General features: G+C 60.5%; 12 protein-coding genes. 7 read left to right on the top strand and 5 right to left on the bottom strand.

Going from position 1 to position 21,341, the window contains the following annotated elements; all coding sequences use genetic code 11:
• The first annotated feature begins 1 nt into the window (after position 1).
• Together VGL22_RS11995 and VGL22_RS12000 are read left to right on the top strand one after the other, a co-directional pair.
• Entirely contained in the window at positions 2–1,690 is a 1,689-nt protein-coding gene (locus tag VGL22_RS11995; RefSeq protein ID WP_465267164.1) for a carbohydrate porin, read from the top strand.
• A 121-nt stretch (positions 1,691–1,811) separates the two neighbouring features.
• Positions 1,812–2,510 carry an alpha/beta fold hydrolase gene (locus VGL22_RS12000; protein ID WP_465267165.1) on the top strand — a complete coding sequence of 233 codons (699 nt, stop codon included), beginning with the start codon at positions 1,812–1,814 and terminating at the stop codon, positions 2,508–2,510.
• Here the strand turns inward: VGL22_RS12000 and VGL22_RS12005 are convergent.
• Together VGL22_RS12005 and VGL22_RS12010 are read right to left on the bottom strand one after the other, a co-directional pair.
• The gene (locus tag VGL22_RS12005) at positions 2,507–3,739 is read right to left on the bottom strand and encodes a BaiN/RdsA family NAD(P)/FAD-dependent oxidoreductase (RefSeq protein WP_465267166.1); all 1,233 of its coding nucleotides are present in this window, start codon (positions 3,737–3,739) and stop codon (positions 2,507–2,509) included. The genes VGL22_RS12000 and VGL22_RS12005 overlap by 4 nt on opposite strands.
• 182 nt (positions 3,740–3,921) lie before the next feature.
• Positions 3,922–4,677 (bottom strand): tetratricopeptide repeat protein, encoded by a 756-nt coding sequence (locus VGL22_RS12010; RefSeq protein ID WP_465267167.1) that lies wholly within the window; start codon positions 4,675–4,677, stop codon positions 3,922–3,924.
• Between the two features lie 360 nt (positions 4,678–5,037).
• On the opposite strand from VGL22_RS12010, the gene VGL22_RS12015 reads away from it, so the two are divergent.
• Entirely contained in the window at positions 5,038–6,588 is a 1,551-nt protein-coding gene (locus VGL22_RS12015) for a malectin domain-containing carbohydrate-binding protein (RefSeq protein WP_465267168.1), read from the top strand.
• A gap of 145 nt (positions 6,589–6,733) precedes the next feature.
• Complete coding sequence (locus tag VGL22_RS12020) at positions 6,734–8,620, top strand: VWA domain-containing protein (RefSeq protein ID WP_465267169.1); 1,887 nt, start codon at positions 6,734–6,736, stop codon at positions 8,618–8,620.
• Position 8,621: 1 nt separating this feature from the next.
• On the opposite strand, the gene VGL22_RS12025 is transcribed toward VGL22_RS12020, so the two are convergent.
• Complete coding sequence (locus VGL22_RS12025) at positions 8,622–9,761, bottom strand: multiheme c-type cytochrome (RefSeq protein ID WP_465267170.1); 1,140 nt, start codon at positions 9,759–9,761, stop codon at positions 8,622–8,624.
• Entirely contained in the window at positions 9,727–10,866 is a 1,140-nt protein-coding gene (locus VGL22_RS12030; protein ID WP_465267171.1) for a tetratricopeptide repeat protein, read from the bottom strand. The genes VGL22_RS12025 and VGL22_RS12030 overlap by 35 nt, the downstream gene beginning before the upstream one ends.
• A 266-nt stretch (positions 10,867–11,132) precedes the next feature.
• Here VGL22_RS12030 and VGL22_RS12035 point away from each other — a divergent pair, with 266 nt between their 5' ends.
• Genes VGL22_RS12035 through VGL22_RS12045 form a run of 3 tightly spaced genes read left to right on the top strand, consistent with a single transcriptional unit; the run spans position 11,133 to position 16,624 of the window.
• Entirely contained in the window at positions 11,133–14,273 is a 3,141-nt protein-coding gene (locus VGL22_RS12035) for a VWA domain-containing protein (protein ID WP_465267172.1), read from the top strand.
• Positions 14,274–14,327: 54 nt separating this feature from the next.
• Positions 14,328–15,470 (top strand): tetratricopeptide repeat protein, encoded by a 1,143-nt coding sequence (locus VGL22_RS12040; RefSeq protein ID WP_465267173.1) that lies wholly within the window; start codon positions 14,328–14,330, stop codon positions 15,468–15,470.
• Complete coding sequence (locus tag VGL22_RS12045) at positions 15,470–16,624, top strand: tetratricopeptide repeat protein (protein WP_465267174.1); 1,155 nt, start codon at positions 15,470–15,472, stop codon at positions 16,622–16,624. Before VGL22_RS12040 ends, VGL22_RS12045 begins: the two co-directional genes overlap by 1 nt.
• Before the next feature lie 566 nt (positions 16,625–17,190).
• On the opposite strand, the gene VGL22_RS12050 is transcribed toward VGL22_RS12045, so the two are convergent.
• A complete protein-coding gene (locus VGL22_RS12050) occupies positions 17,191–20,970 on the bottom strand; it encodes an outer membrane beta-barrel protein (RefSeq protein ID WP_465267175.1) in 3,780 nt (1,259 codons plus the stop codon).
• Positions 20,971–21,341 lie beyond the last annotated feature (371 nt).

A 21,341-nucleotide genomic window follows, 5' to 3' on the forward strand; every position in this document is an offset into this window, starting at 1 on the left:
CGTGCGGAGGTACAAAGTCAGAGTTGCCGTCGCAATTTGTATAACGCTGCTGGTCTTTGAAGCCAGAGGACAGGCCCAGTCAGCCGGCGAACTTGAGCAGATCCGCCAGCAGATGGATCAGCTAAAACAGGATTACGCCGCGATGAGCCACGCGTACCAGGACCGCCTCAAACAGCTCGACCAGCGCTTGCAGCAGCTCGAAACCGCGAACGCACATCCCGCAGCAGACTCCGCCGCGGTAGCCTCTGCCGCTCCGATCTCGCGCCCCGCCTCCATCGGGCAGGCGGCAACAACTCAGCCTCCGGCGCAGTCACAGAACCAGTCAGCCCAGGCGAGCGACCCGTTCGAACACCCCACAAACTCCATGCAGCTCTCACTCTCGCAGCAACAAGCGTCTCCCGTGCGCGAGAGGATGGAGACAATCCTGCGCAATTACATCGACATCACCGGGTACTTCCGAGCGGGATACGGCCATGACGATGAAGGAGGTCCGCAGGTTGGCTTCCAGGCGCCGGGCGCGCTCGCCAAGGGCCGCTTGGGTAATGAGCCTGAAAATTACGGGGAGCTCGCCTTTTCCAAGACCTTTTACCTCCCCGACGCGTTCTCTCTTGCGCACAACCCCGCTGGGGGACCGTCTACGCAGCCTCTCGGGCACTTCCAGGTCCGCGTCTCGATGTTCAACCCCTACCAGAACTACAACGTTTCCAGCGGCACCAGCTTTGGGATCGCGGAGGCATGGGGCGCCATCGGCAACATCAGCGCCGCCCAGCCCACCCTGAAGGTGTGGGCGGGAAATCGCTACTATCGCCGTCATGACATGCACATCGACGATTTCTTCATGTACAACATGAGCGGCGGTGGCGGTGGCGTGGAGGATATCAAGCTGCCCTTCGGGAAGTTGGCTCTCGCCTGGATTGGGATCGGTTCCCAGAGCGCATTCAGCGATGCCCCGCAGCCCGATGCCACAAACAAAGCCGGCTTCAACAAGAGCAACTTCGACCTTCGCCTCTACGAGACGAAAATGTTGGGCGGCACCGGTGAATTCGGCTTTGACGTCACCCACTCCACCGCTGGAAAGGATCAAGCGGGAAATTCCGCCTCAAGCGCGACCGGTGTTTCCGTCACCTTCATCCATACCGCCGAAAGATGGGCCGGCGAAAGCAACATGAACAAATTTTTCATCCAGTACGGTCACGGGCCTGCCAAGACCTTCACCTCGGGATTCGAGACCTATGCCACTTCCGCGGGAACTTTCATCCGGCCGGATGCTTCGGGGTCGTACCGCTTCCGCGTGGCCGACAACATGATCTTTGAAACGGGCAATCACTTCACGGTCAGCCCGGTCGTGCTCTATCAGCTCACGGAGTACAAGGAGTACGGAGGCAGGCAGCATTGGTTCTCCAGCGGCGCGCGCCCGCAGGTCCATTTCAATGACTATGTGAACCTGGCCCTCGAGCCCTTCGTGGACTGGACCGACAACAAGGACACCGGCGTCAGCGATTACCTTTTCAAGCTCACGTTCGCACCGCAGGTTTCGCTCGGCCGGCACTTCATGAGCCGTCCCGCCATACGAGGCTTTGTGACGTATGCGCAGTGGGGCAACGGTTTCAAGGGGCAGATCGGCGGCCCCGATTACACCACGAGCACCCAGGGCCTCACCTGGGGCGCGCAGATGGAAAGCTGGTGGTGATCCACCTTCGCTCCGCGCGCACTCGCGGCATCTTCGCTTCTGGGACGAGGGTGGGCACAGCGAATCCCGCCAAACCCCTGATGTAGCATGATCTCGACCGCCGATGAGCCCGACGCGCCCAATGCTCTTGCTTCTACCCGGACTGGAAGGTTCCGGTGACCTCTTTGACGCCCTCATCGAAGAACTCGGCCCGCGCTTCGACACGCAAGTCGTCCGCTATCCCGCTGCGTGCTACTCCTATGCCGACGCCGAGCGCGAGGTGCGTGCGGTGTTGCCTGCCTCAAGGTCTTGCATCCTGTTGGCGGAGTCCTTCTCTACGCCTCTTGCAATCGAACTCGCGGCAAAGCTGCCCAGTGCCGTTGATGCCCTCATCCTGTGCAATGGATTCGCCTCGAACCCGCTCAGCGGCATCGAGTCCATGATGGCTATAGCGGCCTCGCCCTGGTTCTTTCACATCCCGCTCACCACCATCGCCGCCCAAACGTTTCTCGTTGGCTCCGATGCGCCCGATGGCGTGACCGAGACAGTCCAGCGAACCATCGCCCCGGTCGCCCCCGCCACACTGGCCGCCCGATTCGGAGCCGTTCTCCGCTGCGATGCCCGGGAAGCCCTGCAGAAGCTTGCACAACCCATCCTCTATCTGTATGCCACGCGCGACCGCCTCATCGGCGCCGCCGGGGTCAACCAGATTCTCCGCCTCAGGCCTGACATTCCCATCGAGCGTATCGACGGCCCGCATCTGCTTCTGCAGACACAGCCACGCCGCTCCGCCGAGATCATTACCCGCTTCATCAGCACAGCCGTACCCGCGCCGACTTAGACCGCGCTGCCCGCCGCCACGGCCGACGCCCAAGCCCACTGGAAGTTAAACCCACCCAGGTGCCCGGTCACGTCCACCGCTTCGCCAATAAAGAACAGGCCCGGCATAATCCGCGCTTCCATGGTGCGGGCGTTCAAATCGTCGGTATTTACGCCGCCGGCCGTCACTTCGGCCTTCTCGAAACCCTCAGTCCCCGCGGGATGGAACTCCCAGTCGCGCAGCCTCCGCTCGCTCGCGTCCAATGCCGCGTTCCCCCACCCTTCGGGGGCGCCTACTTCGGCCACGCGATCTGCCATCCGCTGTGGCAGGAACCCACGCAGGGCCTGGCGGAAGGCTGTCTCATCGCGCCGCCCCCGCGGCTCCAGCAGCGTCTGCAACAGTCGTTCGCCGCTCTTCAGAGCTGGCGCAAAGTCCAGATGAAGAGCCTCTCCCGGCCGCCAGTAGGACGACGCCTGCAGAATCGCCGGCCCGCTCAGGCCCCGGTGGGTCACCAGCATCTTCTCGCGAAAGCGCTTTGCCGGCCTACGGCCATGCCTCGCATCCGAGTCCTCGCCAGCCCATGCAATCACCTCAGCCGACACGCCTGTCAGTTCGGTCCAGTGTGCCTCCTCGCCGCCCAGCACCAGCGGCACCAACGCGGGGCGGGGATCAACCACGCGCAGCCCAAACTGCCTCGCAAGATCGTACGCCAGGCCCGTAGCCCCGAGCTTCGGAATCGACAACCCTCCGGTCGCCACCACCACTGCGTCGGCTTCGAAGTTCCCCGCGTGCGATTCAACCCGGAACCGGCCGCCCTCGCCGGCCCGCTCCACGCGAACGTCCCGCGCATTCAGAACCAGGTGCACCCGCCCCCGCTCACACTCCGCCCGCAGCATGTCGAGAACAGCCCACGATGAGTGGTCGCAGAACAGTTGACCCAGCGTCTTCTCGTGCCAGGGGATGCGATAACGGTTGATGAGTTCCAGGAAGTGCTGCGGGGTGTAAAGCGCCAGCGCTGATTTGGCAAAGTGCGGATTGGCGGAGAGAAAGCGGTCGGGCGCGCAGTGGATATTGGTGAAGTTGCACCGGCCGCCGCCGGATATCAGGATCTTCCGTCCGGGCTGGGCGTTGTGATCCAGCAGCGCTACCCGCCGCCCGCGCTCTCCGGCCACCGCCGCGCACATCAGCCCTGCAGCTCCGGCTCCCAGAACTACGACATCGTAAACGCGCGCGACGGAGCCGATGGGCATATCTCCATTCTCTCAGCCCTTTGCTTCATCCTCGGCGCTCTTACACAGTGATCACTTGAGCACTGCATCCCCTAAAACATCTGATCCCAGACACGGCAACGCCCCCGCGGTCCTTCCAATCGCGAGGGCGTTCCGGTTCGTGCGGCATGCAGGAGGCAGTTAGCTGGCCGCACCGCAGGCGTCTACCGCTTAATGATCTTTTCCAGCCGTGGGTCGCCCCAGAGCGACGCGAATAACTTCTCCTCGTACACTTTGCTCAGTCCGGAGAAGTGTTGCTCCCTGGCGCGGCTCAGATACTCGAGTGCGCCCTCCATGTTGCCGCGTCGCGCGTACGCCATGGCGATCATGTAGTCTACCCGGCCGCGCTGCTCCGGTGTGCTCACCCGCACCTGAACCCCATCCGCGCTTCCGCTCAGGATGTCGGCGTTCAGTTCCAGCGCCCGCGCATATTCCGTCATGGCCCGGTCCATCTGGCCCAGCCCGGCCCATGCCTCAGCCATATTCAAGTGCGCAGGTGCGCTCGCCTCATTCAGCTCGAGCGCCTTCTTGAGATCCCGGATCGCCGCGTTGTATTTCTTGTTCAGGCACTCCGCGGCGCCCATATTGTTGTACGCATTTACGAACAGCGGATCGTGCTTGACCGCCTGCGAAAATGCCTTGCGCGCCGATCCATAGTCCCGCAGTTGCAAATACGAGATCCCGAGCTTGTTGTAGAGCTTGGCCTCGCCCGGAGTAGCTTTAATCGCCTCCTTGTAATATCCCGTGGCGTCGCTGAACTGCTCGTGAATCCGGGCAAGGTCCCCTTTCAGCTCTGCCGCTTCGGCCACCTTGATCTTGTCGACCCGGGCCACGTCTGCGGCGAATGGGTCGGCCTTCGCATAGGTAACAGCGCCGAACGCCATGGCCAGCCATCCCATCATCCACATAAGTCCTCTCATTGGGTACCTCCGTTCGTCCCTTTCGGTTTGCCCTGAAGTGTTGCTGTTGCCTTCCGGACTCACCCTCATCTTCGAGTCCTAGTAGACGTCGCTCCTTCCCCCGCCACAACGCTAGACCTGCTACCCGGGAACCGAATTCCTGTTACATCGGTGTGTATTTTGCGGAAGTGCTCTCAAATGATCGGGATCCGATTCATCGCTTCTGGCGTATTCACTGTCAGTGGCGTCGAGTTACAGCAGCGGTCGTGGGGCTAATACCCCGTTACACCCGGTTGCAGGCCCTATCGGTACACCGTTAAATCCCACTCGAAGCAGGGAAGTGGCGTTACCATAGGCTTCGATCCGAAGATGGATAGCCGAATGACCTCAGGAAGCACCATGCCGGTCACGCATCTGGAAGAACGTGAGGAACTTGCGGCCGTGCTCCGTGCTCCGGAGTTCGCTCGGGCACCTCGTCTGGCACAGCTCCTCGAATATCTCTGCGAAAAGCTCTTCGCGGGTGCCACCGGTCAGATCAAGGAGTATTCCATCGGCGTCGAGCTCTTTGGACGTAGTCCGGCATTCGACCAGGAATCCGACTCCATCGTCCGCGTGGAGGCCAATCGCTTGCGAAAACGTCTCGCTGAGTACTATGCAGGCGAGGGTGCCGGCCACGCCCTCCGGATCGCAATTCCCGTCGGACAATACGTGCCGGAGTTTCAACGCAGCCGGCGTGCCGCACCGGATCCGGATCCGGCACTGCTCTCTGGAATCCCAACGTCCCCAGCTCCCTCTGCCGGCCGCCGCAGGCAGCTGATTCTCTGGATTTCCCTGGCCGGAGGCGCATGCGCCATCCTGCTGGTCGCCGCATTCGTTGCTTTCTGGGCGCGCGGCCGGCAGCCGCACGTCACCGCTGAGCCGATCACTGGGGAGCGTTCCTCAGGCTTCCCGCCGGATTTCGCCGTCGGCGTGCCCTCCGGAGACGAGGTTCGGATCCTCTGCGGCGCCACCCATAGTTTGGTTGACCATGCCGGAAAGCTCTGGACCGCTGACGAGCGCTTCACGGGGGGTGCCGCCATCAAAAGCTCGGTTCAGCACATCTGGCGGACCCAGGAACCGGCCTTCTACCGCACCAGCCGCCAGGGCGATTTTCGCTACGATCTGCCCCTGCGGCCAGGCGTTTACGAGCTGCGCCTCCACTTTGCTGAAACCGTCTATGGGCCGGAGTCCACCGGCACTGGCGGCGAGGGCAGCCGGCTTATGACGGTCCGCGTCAACGGCAAGGCTGTTCTGTCCGCGTTTGATGTGGTGGCCGACGCGGGCGCCAGCCGCACCGCGGACGTGAAGGTCTTCCCCGATATTTCGCCAGGCAATGACGGCCAACTCCACCTCGAATTCGCTGGCCAGGACGGCGCCCAGGCGACCCTTTCTGCCGTAGAGATCGTGCCTGGGCGAAGGGGGAAGATGCGCCCCGTCCGCATCCTGACCCGCCAAAGTCCCTACTATTCCAACGACAGCCTCTGGTGGAGTCCCGACAGCTACTTCGAGGGCGGTCAGTTCGCCACCTACACCACGCCCGTGACCGGCACCGACGACCAGGAGCTCTACGATTCCGAACGCTGGGGGAACTTCTCGTACGCTATTCCAGTCGCCCCCGGCCGCTACACCCTGAGTCTCCACTTTGCGGTGCGCCATGGTGAATGGCCGACGTCGTCCTCCGGCGGTCCCGGCGCCGCCCACATCTTTGATGTGTACTGCAACGGCAAAGCCCTGCTAGAAAACTTTGACCTGCCCCGCGAGGCGGGCAACAAGGACATACTGGTCCATCGCGCCACCGGCCTGGAACCTAATGCCCAGGGCAAGCTCATGCTCACTTTTGTTCCTGTTCAGGGGTACGCAACCGTGACCGGGATTGAGGTGGTTCCACAGTAAGCCCCGCCCTGGCAGAGCCAGGAGGGCAGCGCTATCCGGTGCGTATTGAAGACCGGTTGGAGCCTATCGTTTCCGGCTGGCAACCGGAAGTAGATCATTCTGTTCTCGCGGTGGTAAGCTCTTCTGCACCCTGGGAGGTGTCCCTGTGAAAGGCCGCTTCGTTTCCCTGCTTGCGCTGGCTGTCGGTTCTGTCGTCCCCCTTATCGGTCAGGATGCGCCCATCGACTCCGGCACCACCCTCCGCATCAACAGCCGCGCCGTGCTGGTGGATGTGATTGTCACGGATCACGACGGGAATCCCGTGAAAGGGCTGCCAAAGGACGCCTTCCGGCTCATCGAGCAGGGGTCTCCGCAGACCGTCTCCTTCTTTGAAGAGCATCGCGGTTTGACGCCGGAAAAGAGGCGGGACATTTCCATGCCGCAACTCCCTCCAAACGTCTTCAGCAACTATTCGCCGATTGCGACCCCACCGGCCGTAAACATCCTGCTGCTGGATGCTCTGAATACACCCATGCAGGATCAGGTTTATCTGCGCCAGTCGGCCCAAAAATACCTCAAGAGCCTGAAGCCGGGGTCCCGCCTCGCGATTGTGACGTTGGGGCTCAAATTGCGGTTTGTGGAGGGCTTTTCCGACGATCCAGCGGTGCTGGCTACAGCGCTGGGATACAAGAAAAACGACAAGCCCGAGCCCGCGGTGCTGCTGCAATCCAAAGAAGAGACGCACGCCGAGAGCACGGTGGTGAGCCTGATGAACCAGATGGTGGGCGCAGGGGCGGGCGGGTTGACCCCGGCCGCCTCGGCCGCCATGATCCAGTCGTTTCAGCAGTTTCTGGCGGAGAACAAATACGCGCAAACTGCCGACCGGGAGTACCGGACCACGCAGGCCCTGCAGCAGCTTGGGATTTACCTTTCCGCCTTCCCGGGGCGCAAGAATCTAATCTGGATGTCGGGGGCCTTTCCGCTCGATATCTTCGGGGTGACCGATATGCGCTTTGACGATTCGGTCCCAAAGACGGTGAATCTGTTGGCGGCGGCGCGGGTGGCGGTGTATCCCGTGGACGTTCGGGGTGGCTGGACGCACACCGTTTTTACGGGAGAGAGTCGGGTCGACGATAGGATATCGACGCAACAGGAGATGATCGGTCCGGCGCAGGGGTTTCCGCCGACAACGAGCGATCCTTCCACGATCAATACCGGGCACGACGATGTTACGACTCCGAGCGGCGTTGTGACTCACGCTATCCAGGCGGAGAGCGCAGCCAACAACTCCAGCAATGCGACGATGGACATGCTGGCTGACCAGACGGGGGGCAAAGCGTTCTACAACGGCAACGATCTGAGCGGGATTCTGGATCGGGTGGTGTCATCCAGTTCCGACTTCTACACGCTGTCGTATACGCCCTCCGACCCCAAGATGAACGGCTTATTCCGCAAGATCGACGTCTCGGTTACGGGCGGGAAATACAGGCTGTCCTACCGGCGCGGCTACTATGCGCGGGAGAATGGCGAGCCCGGCGCCGCACAAGAAGCCCAGCAACGCGCCGTACGACAGGCGGAGAACAAGGGCGATCCCCTGCAGCCGTTTATGGATTTCGGGCTTCCGCAAACGGATCAGATTCTCTATACAGAACGCATACTGCCGGAGCAGCAGCCAGCCGGCGCCGACAGCGGGAACAGCGACCGCTACGCCGTCGATTTTTTGGTCCCCGTCACCGATCTCGACCTGAAGGCAGGCGCCGAAGGAGTGCGCCAGGGAACGTTGAACCTGTGCCTCATCGTATATGACAAGTACGGCGACATTGCCAACCGCCGGGAGCACCTGGTTGCGCTGAACATCAAGCCGGATCAGTGGGAGGAGTATCAGAAAAACGGCGGCGTGCACCTCCATGCCGAGGTGGCAGTACCCAAGGGACAGTTCTGGCTGCGCACCGGGATCTACGATCAATCGACGCGCAAGGTGGGAACCATGGAGGTTCCCTTCAGCTCAGTCCAGGAAGGCGACGCCTCCTCTAATCAGGCCCAGAAGTATTGAACTAATTGGGATAGGGATCGCCGGGATGCACGACCCGGATCTGGTGGTCAGTGAACTGCGCGTGGCCGCCGGGCAATTCCACCCTGGGCATGTGGCAGGTGGAGCACTTGGCCTTGGCGACGGGACACGTTTTTGCATTCGACGGTGCTGCAGCCGGACCAGCTGCTTTGGTCTGTGCGTGGCAGGCCAGGCACTTCTTGTCGTAAAAGGCCTGGTCGTGGTTCACCGGCTGGTGAGGATCGTGGCATGCCAGGCAGCTGATACGGGGATCGTCGGCCGCAAAACAGCGGCTGTTCTGCAGGCGATAGGGTTGAAAGCGAACGTAGGCCGGACCCTTCCAGTGATTGCGCACCACGGTTTCCCAACTGCGATGGCACTGACCGCAGAAGTTGAGAACGTCGCCTGAGCTCATACGCTTGAGCGGCTTGGGGATTGTCTTGAAGTTGTCGTCAGCGGCGTCGGCCATGTGCTGCTGGGCTCCCTGATGGCAGCGCTCGCACTCCAGTCCCATGGTTAGCTTGTCCAGCGTAAGGTGCGTGCCCCTGGTCGCGCCCGACGCGTGACAGTCAAAGCACATCAGGCTCTCCCATTGAGAGAGCTCGCGGCCCATGGCCTCGGTCAGATTTTTCGGCTTCAGCTCCTGGTCGCCGGGGGTAGTGGCCAGCGCTTGCTCGCGAGGGTAGTAGCTCACCAGGCTCTCGTAGAGCTTGCCGTCTTTCTCGAGAACGAACGTCTGTGAGTGCTGACCGAAGACCCAGTGGATGGGAAGACTGAGATTTCCGCTGGCGTCGGAGACCGTGTAGATGCTTTTGCCGTTGCTCGTCTGCACGGTATAGGAGTAGCCGTTCTGCTGCACCGTGAGGTTGGGATGGGCAAGCAGGGTGGGATTGGTGGCGACGGGTTCCATGGCGTGGCGCATGGGTGCGTGCGCATAGGAGTTCACAACCCCAACGTGACAGGTGCCGCAAGTGACGGGCTGTGTGGCTTCTTTGCCCTGTTTGGCCGAGGTGCGCGCGGCGGGGAATGCGCACAGCACGGCCAGGCAGACCGCCAGCGCCGCTGCCGCGGCGCTGCTGCGGCCGGTGATGCGGCGCGAGGTGAGCGCCCTATTTCGCCAGCTTGAGGCAGACCATGCGCTCACGGTATGCGTCCTCTCGTTTTCCGGCGCGGGCATAGAGAGCAGCCAATCCCATGTGCGCCTCCAAATTGTCGGAGTCCTGCGCCAGAACCTTCTTCAATAGCTCGGTTCCGTGTTCGATATCTCCGGTTTCGCCGAGGGAGCGGCCGAGGGCGAGCTGGGCCAGCAACATGTCGGGCGCGGCGGCGTACGCCTTCTGCGCCTCAGGCAAGGCTTCCTTGAACTTGCCGGAGATCACCAGGCAGAACGCCAGCAGAGCGCGGGCGGCCTCGTTGGCCGGAACGACGGCCACTTCCTGCTGGAACTGGTCAACAGCCAGTTCGGGATCGTGCGAATAGAGCAGAAGGCCGTAGAACAGGTGGAGATTCGGCGCAGATGGATACTTCGTGAACATCTGCTCAAACAGGGTGTCAGCCTGATTGCTTTCGCCCGCCAGGAAAGCGAAGCCGGCGGCGCCTGCACCGACATACAGGTCGCGATCCTCGGGCCTGATCTCGGAGGGGAAGGACGTGGAGCGCATACCAGCTAAGCCGATGCCGATGAGGATCTCCGGAGTGTTGATCTGCTTTTCCGCAAGGGCGCGGTACTGTTCGAGGGCATCCTGAAAGCGGTCTGCCCGGGTGAGGTCCAGAGCGAGGTGAAGGCGGACGATCTGCTCGTTGTGCGGATCGCTGGCAGCTCCGTGCTGGACGGCCATTTCCAGGTCGCGCAGGGAGCTTTTGTAGTCAGCGATTTCAAACTCGGAAAGTCCGCGCAGTGCCATGGCGGGTACAGCATGGGGAACGATTTGCAGCATGTGATTGGCTGCGTCAATGGCCCCCGGATATTGGTTGGTGCTGTATTGGAGCAATGTGAGATACCACCAGCCCTCAGTCCAATCCGGCCTGGCCTGCACGGCTTTCGCATAGAGGTCAATGGCGGCGGGGATGTTCTGCCGGTCGCGCGCCGCGGCGGCCTGGGCGGCGAGGTCATCGAATCCCGGCGCCTGCTGGGCCGCGGCGTCTGGGTGGGCACAACAGGAGAGCGCAACCAGCAACGCGTATCCCGCTGCCGCTCGCCTGAACCGCTTCGCGCCGCGGCAACGCTTTTTGAACCTCGACAGACTCATTGTGACGAATTCTAGAGACACGCAAAAATATCGTCGGGTGGCTTCATTGCGGGAAGCGCCATGCCGACGTGACCGGGAGTTGGGTCTGAAACCATCGTAGCATCGAAGTTTTCCGCTCTGGGGGCCCAGAAAACACACGGTTTGGCGCTAGAATTGCCGCGTGTGATTTTTCAGGCCGGGGGCGCCGCGTAATTCGGTTTAGCAAAGGCTGGCCGGGGTCCTCAGCGCTGAGCTTTGTAAAAATCAGGCCCATACAGGTGACTAGAATGAGATTTAAGATCGGCGGCCGCATCGCCGGCGGTATCGCGTACTGTTTGACTTTTGTTTGCCTTGTTCCCGCAGCCAAGCCGGCTGCCGGCCAGACGCCTCCTCAGTCCGCAGCGCCAGCCACATCCGGCGCGCCGTCAACACAGGTTGCTGAGCCTGCGCCCACCCAACAGGATCTGACGCTGCACACAAATGTGGACGAAGTGTCGCTGGACATGGTGGTCCACGACAAGGGCAAGAAGCTGATCCTCGATCTCAAGCCGGAAGATCTGGCCGTTACGGACAATAACACGCCGGTGAAGTTGACGGGGCTTCGCCTGGTGCGTGGAGACTCAACACGAGGGCACCTGGTGACGTTTGCCTTCGACGCGTTTGTGGGCCCTACCGCAAAGAACGCGCGCAATGTCGCCCAAAAGATCCTAAAGGTTTTGCCGGCTAAGGGCTACTCGTTCTCGGTTTTAGATTTTCGTGGGCGGCTGCGCATTATTCAGGGATTCACGGACATTCGGAAGCAGGTGAGTGACGGGATCGACGTAGCGACGGAGAGCCAGACGCAGCACCTGGACTCGACGTTGAGCAAGGACATCAGCATAACCGTCGACCTGTCGGAGAAGGCCCGCCAGAAGCGCGTAGAGGCGGCTGAGCAGGAGCTGTTCAAAACGTTGCACACCGGCACGGATGAAACCGGGAAGCACCTGGAAGCGACGCAGCGCGGATATCAGCAGTCCCTTTTGGCGGCGTTGCAGGAGTCTCAGAAGTCCATGCAGGAGAAGCACGGATATATCAACCTGGACGGGCTGCTGGCGCTGATCCATTCGCAGCAGAAGCTGGGCGACCGGAAGGCAATTATCTATTTCACTCATAATGTGGTGATGGATTCGGCGGCCAAGGAGAAGCTGAAGACCATCTCCGCGGACTCGACCCGCGCCGGCGTGACCATTTACACAGTGGATCTGGATGCCATCAACCAGGCCGGCCAGTACCAGCTCGACAATGCTTATCTGCGCGGACGGGCGCCTTACAATCCCACTCCCCAGGTGGTGGATGCGCATGGCGATGTGGCGGTCCAATTGCACCAGGACAGTGGATTTGGTATCCAGGGCGATCCTTCGCCGACAGGTCCGCAGTGGGGCGCGAAGCAGGATATTCAAATGATGACGGACTTCCATCGCCAAGGTCCGGCCTTCTCTCCGTTTGGCGACACCAAGAGCCCTATGGCCCAGCTTTCCACCGACACCGGTGGCATCTACATCGATGCCCAGGAAAGTTTGAAAAAGCCGCTGGAGCAGATGCTGGAGGATCTGTCGACTTACTACGAGGCCACCTATACTCCTCCATTCAAGGAGTACGACGGCAGCTTTCGCTCGATCGCGGTGAAGCCGATGCGTACCGGGCTGCGGGTTCAGTCGAAGACCGGCTACTACGCAGTGGCGCCGGGCACCGATGAACGAATTCGTCCGTTTGAAGTTCCGCTGATGAGGTCGCTTGCGCAGAGCTCACTGCCTTCAGACCTGGCGTTCCACGCGACTGTGCTTCGTTTTGGAGATCTTCCTGACGGCAACACCACCTCGCTGGTGGTAGAGGTTCCGTTTTCCGCTCTGCAGGTGAAGGAGGACACGCACACAAACCTGTTCTCCGCACAGGCGGCCATCTTTGCGCAGATCAAAGGCGCAGACGGCACGGTGGTGGACCACTTCGGGGAGAACATCTCGCGGCGCGGCGCGCTGGAGACGCTGGATCGCAATCCTCTTTCGACGCTGTCTTTCGAGCGACATTTCATCACCGGCCCAGGCAAGTACACCCTGGAGGTAGCGGTGGCAGACCCGGTGAGCGGGAAGGCCGGCGCACGGCGTATGAGCTTCGAGATCGAGGACCAGTCGAAGACGGTGGGTATGAGTGACATGGTGCTGGTTCGGAAGTTGAACAGCATTCCTCAGGGCGAAGAAGACGCGCTGAACCCGCTGCGGTACGAGCATGACCGGATTTCTCCCAACGTGACCGGACAACTCGCGCCCGGATCCAAGGGGATTTCGCTGTTCCTGATGCTGCATCCCGATCCGGCGTCGTCCGAGCCTGGAACGCTGGAGATGCAGGTGGTGCATAACGGATACGCCGGCCGCCGGATTCCGCTGCCCCTGAACATGAATGCCGGCCAGCTTTCCGTACCGTATATGGCGAGTTTTGGCTCCGGGGAAGTAGCACCGGGGCAGTACGAGGTGAAGGCCTTCTTCACTCAAGGCGGAAAGTCGGCCACTCAGGAAATCGCATTCAGCGTGGGTGGAACGGGCCCCAGCACGGCTGGCAAGTCCAGCGACTCCGAAGTCATCGCCATTGCGGCCGCGCCCGAAGTGAATATCCCGGGCCAGTTGCACATCACGGCCAGCAAGAGTAGCGCCCCTGCGTTGTCGCCACCGGATGCGGCGCTTCTGGTTGAGGATGCGCGCGCGCGTGCTGTTAACTATAGCGAATCACTGCCCAACTTCATGTGCCTGGAAGTGACCAGCCGCTCCGTTGACCCGAGCGGGATTGGCAATTGGAAGCTGAAGGACTCCATTGTGGAACTGCTGCGGTACCGTGAGAAGCATGAAACGCGCACGACAATTGAAGTGAACGGCCAAGCCAGCGACGTAAGCCACAATGCGATGAAGGGGATGCTATCTGAGGGCGAATTCGGCGGGATGCTCAGGCTGGTCTTTTCGCCGACGGCCAAAACTCGCTTCGAGTGGAAGGAGACGGACGACCTGAACGGCGGCACCGTACAGGTGTACGATTACGCCGTCGACCGGGCGAACTCCAAATTCGGGGTGGTGGGGACGAGTGGGCGCGAGGTGATCGCCGGGTTACATGGTCGGGTATTCATCGACTCCACCACGCGCAGCGTTCGGCGGATCACTCTTATCGCCGACCTGCCAAAGCAGCTTCCGCGAGACTTCTCCACAAGCGCGTCGACGATGCGCGTCGATTACGATTACGTGTCGATCAACGATCACGACTACCTCGTGCCAGTGACAGCGGAGATGCGGATTACCAAGGGAAAACACTCCATGGCCCTGAACACCATCGAGTTCCGCAATTACAAGCGGTTCGGGTCGAACATGCGCATAGTTGACTACAAGGCGCTCCCCGCAGAAAAGAAGTAGGGTGGAAACCGCTCGAGGCAGCAGCGCATCTCGCCTTTGTTTAAACTGAAGTCAATGCAATCCCGGTTTTCGCTGCCGCTGCTGTTCTGCCTTACCTACGCAGGGTTGGCGCCGCCTGTGGTGGGCCGCGCGCAGCAGCAGGTGCATGCGGCCTCCGCGGACGAACTTCTGCGCAAGGCAATCACAGAACAGCAGAGCGGAAACATTGCGGCAGCCATCGCGGACTACCGAAGGGCGCTGACGTTGCGGCCCGAGATGGTGGAAGCGCGGGCCAATCTGGGCGCTGCGCTCGCTGCTACGGGCGATCTGGACGGGGCGATTCAGGAGTACACTCGTGCTTTGCCCAAAGCTCCCGACAAAGCCGCGGTACGAATGAATCTGGCTCTGGCTTACTACAAGAAAGCCGACTGGAAGAACGCACAGGCGGAGTTTGCGAAGGTGCATGCGGAGCGACCGGGCGAGTTGAACTCGGCAATGCTGCTGGCTTATTGCGACGTCAAGCTGGAGCGCGCGGCAGAGGCTGTGCAGCTTTTGCAGCCGCTGGAGCCGGGGCAGGAATCCAACATGGACTTCGAATTCGTGATGGGCTATGCGCTTAGCGAAGCTGGAAATCTGCAGGCAGGGTTGCCGCGCCTCGAAGCATCTGCGCGCGCCACACACTCTGTTGATGCCTTTGTGATCGCCGGGTCGGCGCACCTGCATCGACGCGAGTTCAAGGAAGCGCGAGCGGACCTGGATGAAGCTGTACGGCTCGATCCCAATTTTCCGGGCGCGCAAACGCTGGCAGGGCAGGCGCGCGATGCGCTTGGCGACGTGGACGGGGCTCGGCCCGCTTTTGAGGCCGCCCTCCGCCAGGATCCGCGTGATTTGATGGCCAATCTTTACCTGGGAACGATGCGCTTGAAAGACCGGGATCTGGATGGCGCGCGCCCCCTTCTCGAGATGGCCGTGCAGCTTGCGCCGCAGATGCCGCAGGCACGCCTGCAGTGGGCCAAGCTGAACAGCATGACCGGCCAGTACGCGGAGGCGGCCAGGATTCTGGAGGACCTCGAAAAGGCCGATCCAAGCTGGCTCGATCCACACATTGAGCTCGCCGCAATTTACTACAAACTGCATCGCCCCGACGACGGGCAGCGCGAGCGCGACCTGGTGCAGCAGATGGAAGCCAAGGAACAAAAGCAGGGGCCGTCGCGCTGATGAAACCCCGTGACCGTGCGGCCTTGCTCGCGCTGGCGCCATACTTATGCTGCATTTTTGCGCAGGGCGCTACCGGGCAGAGCGGATCGCAAGCGCTGGAGCTGGCGCGCAGTGCTGAGGCCTCGCAGTCGAAGGGGGATCTGAAAGCTGCAATCGAGGGCTTTCGACGGGCGCTCGCGCAGGAGCCCACGCTGATCGAAGCACAGGTCGGCCTGGGGTCCGCACTGATCGCTGGCGGCGAGCTCGATGAGGCCATCGCAGTGGAAACTCGCGCGTTGCAAGGGTCGCCCGACAATGCGGCGCTGCGCACCAATCTCGGCCTTGCCTATTACCGGAAAGGCGACCTGGCGAGCGCACGCCGGCAGTTGGAGAAGGTGCGAGCCTCGCATCCTGACGACGTAAAAGCGGCAGTGCTGCTGGGGTTTACATTCAACAAGCTGGACCGCGAAGCGAACACGGTAGCGCTCCTTGCGCCGTTGGAAAAGGAACACTCCAGCGATCTGGATCTGGAGTATGCCCTGGGGTATGCGCTGATGATGACAGGGCAACGTGAGGAAGGGCTGGACCGCGTGGAGAAGGTGGCGGCCGCGCGGCACGCTGCGGACATATGGATGCTGGCAGGATCCGCTCATTTCGAGCTGGGTGAGTTCAAGCAGGCACTGGCGGACGCGCAGCAGGCCATTGCCGCAAATGGTTCATTCGCGGGGGCCCACACGCTGGCTGGCAAAGCCTTCTACGCGAGGCGCATGCTGGATGAGGCGGCTCGTGAATTTCAGACGGCACTGAGCCAGAATCCCACCGACTTCACAGCCAACCTGTACCTGGGAATCATCCGGTTTGATGACAAGGATCTGGAGAGCGCCCGGCCACTTCTGGAATTGGCTCTCTCGATCCATCCCGAGGACCCGTTGACCCGGCTGGAAGTGGCACGCCTGCGGAATCTCGAAGGCAATCTTCAGGAGGCGCTGGCCATGCTGGAGGCGCTTGTGCAGTCAGATCCGGACTGGCCTGATCCGCACGTGCATCTGGCGGCGTTGTATTACAAGATGCACCGTCCAGAGGACGGACGGCGCGAGCGCGAGATTGTGAAGAAGCTGCAGGAGATCCAGCACAAGCGGGGACAGGGAGAAGGCAGTGTCACTCCCGGTCCGTAGTATTTCCCGCACAGACCGGGAAGAGATCGCCGGAGCTCGACTGATTTACCCGTTAGGCTGAGTCGTTACCGATTAGTAACTTTCTGCATTTTCAACGCGCTCGGAAAGGGTAAATGTTTCGCTAAACATTCTACTTACATTCGCGTTCAGGGCGAAAACCGATGTAACGATTAAGTAAGATGTAACTAGTTTATTTAGTGGCTCTTAAGCGACTTTATGCGGTGTGTAATCTGCAGCGAATGGAGCCATAACCTTATTAGTTTTCTAGTAAACGGGCTAGCGCGACTCGAAGGCACGCGGTGGTCTGCTGGCGGGATGGTGTTGGACGGACCATGAGCAAGGGAATCCATTGTGCACCGGAGTGGACCCGTGGGACTGTGCTGACGGTCACATGTGAGCCGGACGGGGAGCTATCGCAAAATCTGACCTTTCATTTTGCCGGCGCTCACCCCGGTCTGTTGATTGCGAACCCGCGCGCGGCGCAGTACCTGCAGGAAATGCCGGCATAAATAGATGGAGGGGATGGCCGAAGCCATCCCCTCCACTCAGGTATTCCTTCCGATGAGCTAGAAGTAGTACTTGGCTGCGAACTGCATCCAGCGATATCCGAGCTTTGCAGCCGGGGTACCGGTGGTCTGTGCGTTGTCGTTGGAGACCAACGTCGAACCGGTGCTTACGCCGGTAAAGCGCAGCTGGTTGTCGTTTGCACCGTTGACGCCAAACGCGGGGTTGGGGTGGTTGAGCCAGTTGGTTGCCGAGATACGGACTTCGATGCGCTGTGCGTCCGTGATACGGAAGGCTTTGAACACCGCGAGGTCGCTGTTGAAGTAGTGCGGCGTGCGGATGTAAGGCCAGATTACTTGACCCATCTGTCCGACCGAGTCTGCCGTGGGAGGCAGCGGCGCCACAAAGCAATTGGGATTGAAGTACTGACCCTTGGCCAGGTTCTTGCGCGGATCGCAGATCAGCACCGGCTGCAGTCCCTGTTGCGACTGCTCGGTACCGAACCACGTGGTCCAACCGATCGCGGTGGTATTGTTCGTACCTTCCTGAGCGGCTCCCTTGATTGGCATTGTGAACACCTGACCATCCGGGTGTGCCGTGGTTTTCAAGGGATTGTACTGCACGTTCATGTTCTGGTTGGTCGCCTGGTAGGGCGAGCCGTCCTCGTAGCTGGTGTAGGTGGTCAACTGCCAACCGTTGACAAGCATGCCAAGCATCGCGTTGTTGTGGACTGGCTTGGGCAGCTTGTAGCTAGCCGAGAAGTTGAAGATTTTGGTGTGGTCGTACTGCAGCGGACCGTAGTTAGCGTCCAGGTTGAACGGATCGACCGTGGGGCCGTTGCCGTTTCCGTTACTGGTCGAGCCGTCGCGCGTACCCAGTACCTTGCCGAACGTGAAGTTCGTGAACAGGTAGAGGTTGCCCGACTGCTTTTGAGCAGAAACCTGCAGCGAGTTGTAGTTAGCGTATCCGCCGTGGGTCTGGATCCAGATGTGACCGTAGTTCTGCAGCGGATGGTAGTGCTGATGGTTCATCTTGCTGTTGACTGTAATGCCGGGTCCCATGTAGGGCGACACGTTATAGAACTTACCGTCGATCGGGTCAGCATTGAAGAATGCGCCGTAGGGTACCGGGTTAGCATCCGAGATGTGACCGTTGGCGCCGTTCAGCCATTGGTTGCGGCTGGCGCTACCCACATACGAGATTTCCATCACCGTATGCGAAGGCAGAGCCTGCGCAATACCGAAGCTGTAAGTGTCCGCATAGGGCACCTTGTTGTCGCCCATCTTGTCGGCCTTGACGCCGTCAACGTGGACCTGGTTCACACCCTGCGGCACGACTAGCGCGAAGCTGGTGGTGTCGGCGGGGAGATGGGTCTGAGGATTGTTGGTGAAGACTACGCCATCCTGGATTCCGTATCCATAGAATCCCTGAACCTGGCCGGTGCTTCCGGTGTTGAACGGGAATGAACCCAGCGGACCGCTCATAGCACCGCTGGCATCGTTACCGGAGATCTGGTAGCGATAGGTACCGAAGCCACCGCGAACAACTGTCTTGCCGGTGCCAAAGACATCATAGGCAACGCCGACGCGAGGGTTCCAGAGGAACAGGGGGCTATGGAAACCGGAGACCGGAATGTCGGAGTTGTTGGCGTGCCATTGCAGACCGGTGTTGGCCGGAGGATTGGCAGTGTTGTCGTAAACGACGGGATTCCAAACCTGGGTTCCGCCCTTGGTGTCATACCACTGGCCTTCGTGATCAGCGCGAAGACCGATGTTGAGAGTCACCTTGGCGGTCGCCTTCCACGAATCCTGTGCCCACAAAGACCACTGGTGGAACTTGATGTCGGGAACAGCGTCGAAGTTCTGTTCGAGATAAGACTGGTTGCGGCCGATCAGGCGATCGAGCGTTTCATTGTAGGTCGAGCTCGCTCCCCAGTTAGCCACGCTGTATTGGCCCTGGACACGGTCGCCGTTCGACTGCAGGTTGCCTTCTTCATCCCAATAGAAGCCAGCCTTCAGCGAGTGGGTCTTCACGATCTTGGTGAAGGTGTCGCTGATGGCGGGCGCCGAGGATGTCTTACCGAAGGTGTTCGCGCCATAGATGCCGCTGTTGAAGTCGAACTGGTCGACCCAGGTTGTGCCCGTGTCCCAGCCGCCTTCAAAGCTGGGCATCTGATCGGTCTTCGGAGTGCCGAAGGCGCTCTGCGACGGCAAGCCCAGGGCCTTGCGGCTGCTAGCCTCAGGGTTGCTCAACGTGTTCTGGTTCTGGAACTTGGCATACGAGTACACGAACTCGTTGGTGGAGGTGGGGCTGAACACGTGCGTGTAGTTGGCCAGATAAACATTGGCCGTCAGCTTGCCGGTGGGCTGAGAGGGATAGGGAACCGTCCAGGGCGCCGTCCACCAGATGGACAGCGGATGCTCGTCGGTTTCCTTCTGCAGAGCATAGGAACCCCACAGCTTATTGTTGTCGTTGAAGGCGTAAGTCACCTTCCCGGTTAGTTCCCAGCGGTTCTGCGGAAGGCTCGGGGCATAGGCGAAGTTGTTCCAGCCGTTTGCCACGTTGGGCGTCTGGTTGGGCATAGGGTTCAGGTTCGTGACCGCCACGCCAACTGGGTCAAAGTACTTGCCCAGGGTTTTCATCCCCTCGGTCGTCTGTCCGGCGGTGCTTCCCACCCAGGGCGAGTTCGTGGAGTTGCAACCTTGCCAGCCGTCGTCGTGATCGCAAGGCAGTGCATAGGCTCCGACATAACGGCCCGTGTTCTTCGACGGATCGTAGACGTTCGGATCGAGGCCGGGATTGGTGAAGTCGCCGGCGCGCTGTGCCGGGGTCGGTACGTTGAACTGAACAGGGTTGGTGTAGGGATGCTGGATCATGTTCTCGTAGCCGGCCCAGAAGAACAGCTTGTCCTTGTTCTTGTTGAAGCCGAGGAACGAGATGGGGCCACCGATGTTGCCGCCGATGTAGTAGAAGTCCTGCGGCGAGAGGGTGGGGTTGTTTCCGGCTGCGAGCGCCTGATATTTGGCGTTCCAGTCATTGGCATATCCGAGGCCGGTGTTACGGGCATAGATATAGGCTTCGCCGTGGTACTTCTGGCCGCCGCTCTTCGAGAAGGCCTGCAGAACCGCGGGGCCTTTCGCATATTCAGCGCCATAGGAGGCGGACAGATACTTCACGCTGTCCGTCATATCCTGGTTGATGTTGGCAACCTGGGTCCCGGCGTTGCCTGGATCGATCAGGTTGGCGCCATCGAGAATTACGGCCGTGGAGCCGTAGGGCTGGGTACCGTTGGCGGAGAAGCTGCCCGCCGGACCGTTATTGGTACCAGTCACCTGGCTGTTGTAAGCAGATCCCGCGCCGCCATTGTTGCTGAAGGCTACGCCCGGCATCATCTTGATGAGTTCGGCGGCGTTGCGGCCGGTGAGGACGGCGGAGTCAACCAGCTCATTGTTGAGCGTCGCGCTGACTTCCGCATTGTCTACCGGGACTTCCACGTCGGCGCCGGAGATGACCGTCACTTCCGCGGTTTCGGATCCCACCTTGAGGTGAATGTTAGGAACCGTACGGCTATCGCCCTGGTTCAAGACAATTCCGTTCATTTCCCAGGAGGTGAAGCCTTTGGCGGAGACGGTTACCGTGTAGCTTCCGGGAATCAGAGCCGTTACCGACCAGTAACCTGAGCTATCGGCCTGGCTATGACGGATATCGCCCGTGGCATCGTTCTTAATTACGATGTTGGCACCTGGAACGCGAGCGTCCGATTGGTCGGCGGCAAGGCCGTTCAAGGTGGCAGTGAGTTGTTGCGCGTTGAGCAAGGTCAGCGACGACAGCATGACTGCCATGAGCAGCCAAACTGTTCGCCCGAACCAGTTGGACAAAGTGGATCTTTGCGATCCAACTGTGTGGATTATGTACATCTTGTTAAGCCTCCTGAATGTCTCCGGTTGCTGTGACAGGTCCAACTTTTGCGGCAAACACGGTTCTTTCCGGGATTTCTTGTTTTCACGTCACCCAGAAGCCGTAGTTTTGATCCTCGGTACCGATATCACGTTCAATACACACCCGGCAAGTGCTATTTTGTCCCGGTTGCCTTAAGTAAAACGGTTTCGCTCGAATCTTTCGAGTGCGGCAGATCCAAGTTCCTCGCCGCATCTGATGATTTAGCCATAACGTCATGACTTACAACCGGATAGGACCTGACTCCGAAGGGTTA

The sequence above is a fragment of the Occallatibacter sp. genome (assembly GCF_036502485.1).
Lineage (GTDB): Bacteria > Acidobacteriota > Terriglobia > Terriglobales > Acidobacteriaceae > Telmatobacter.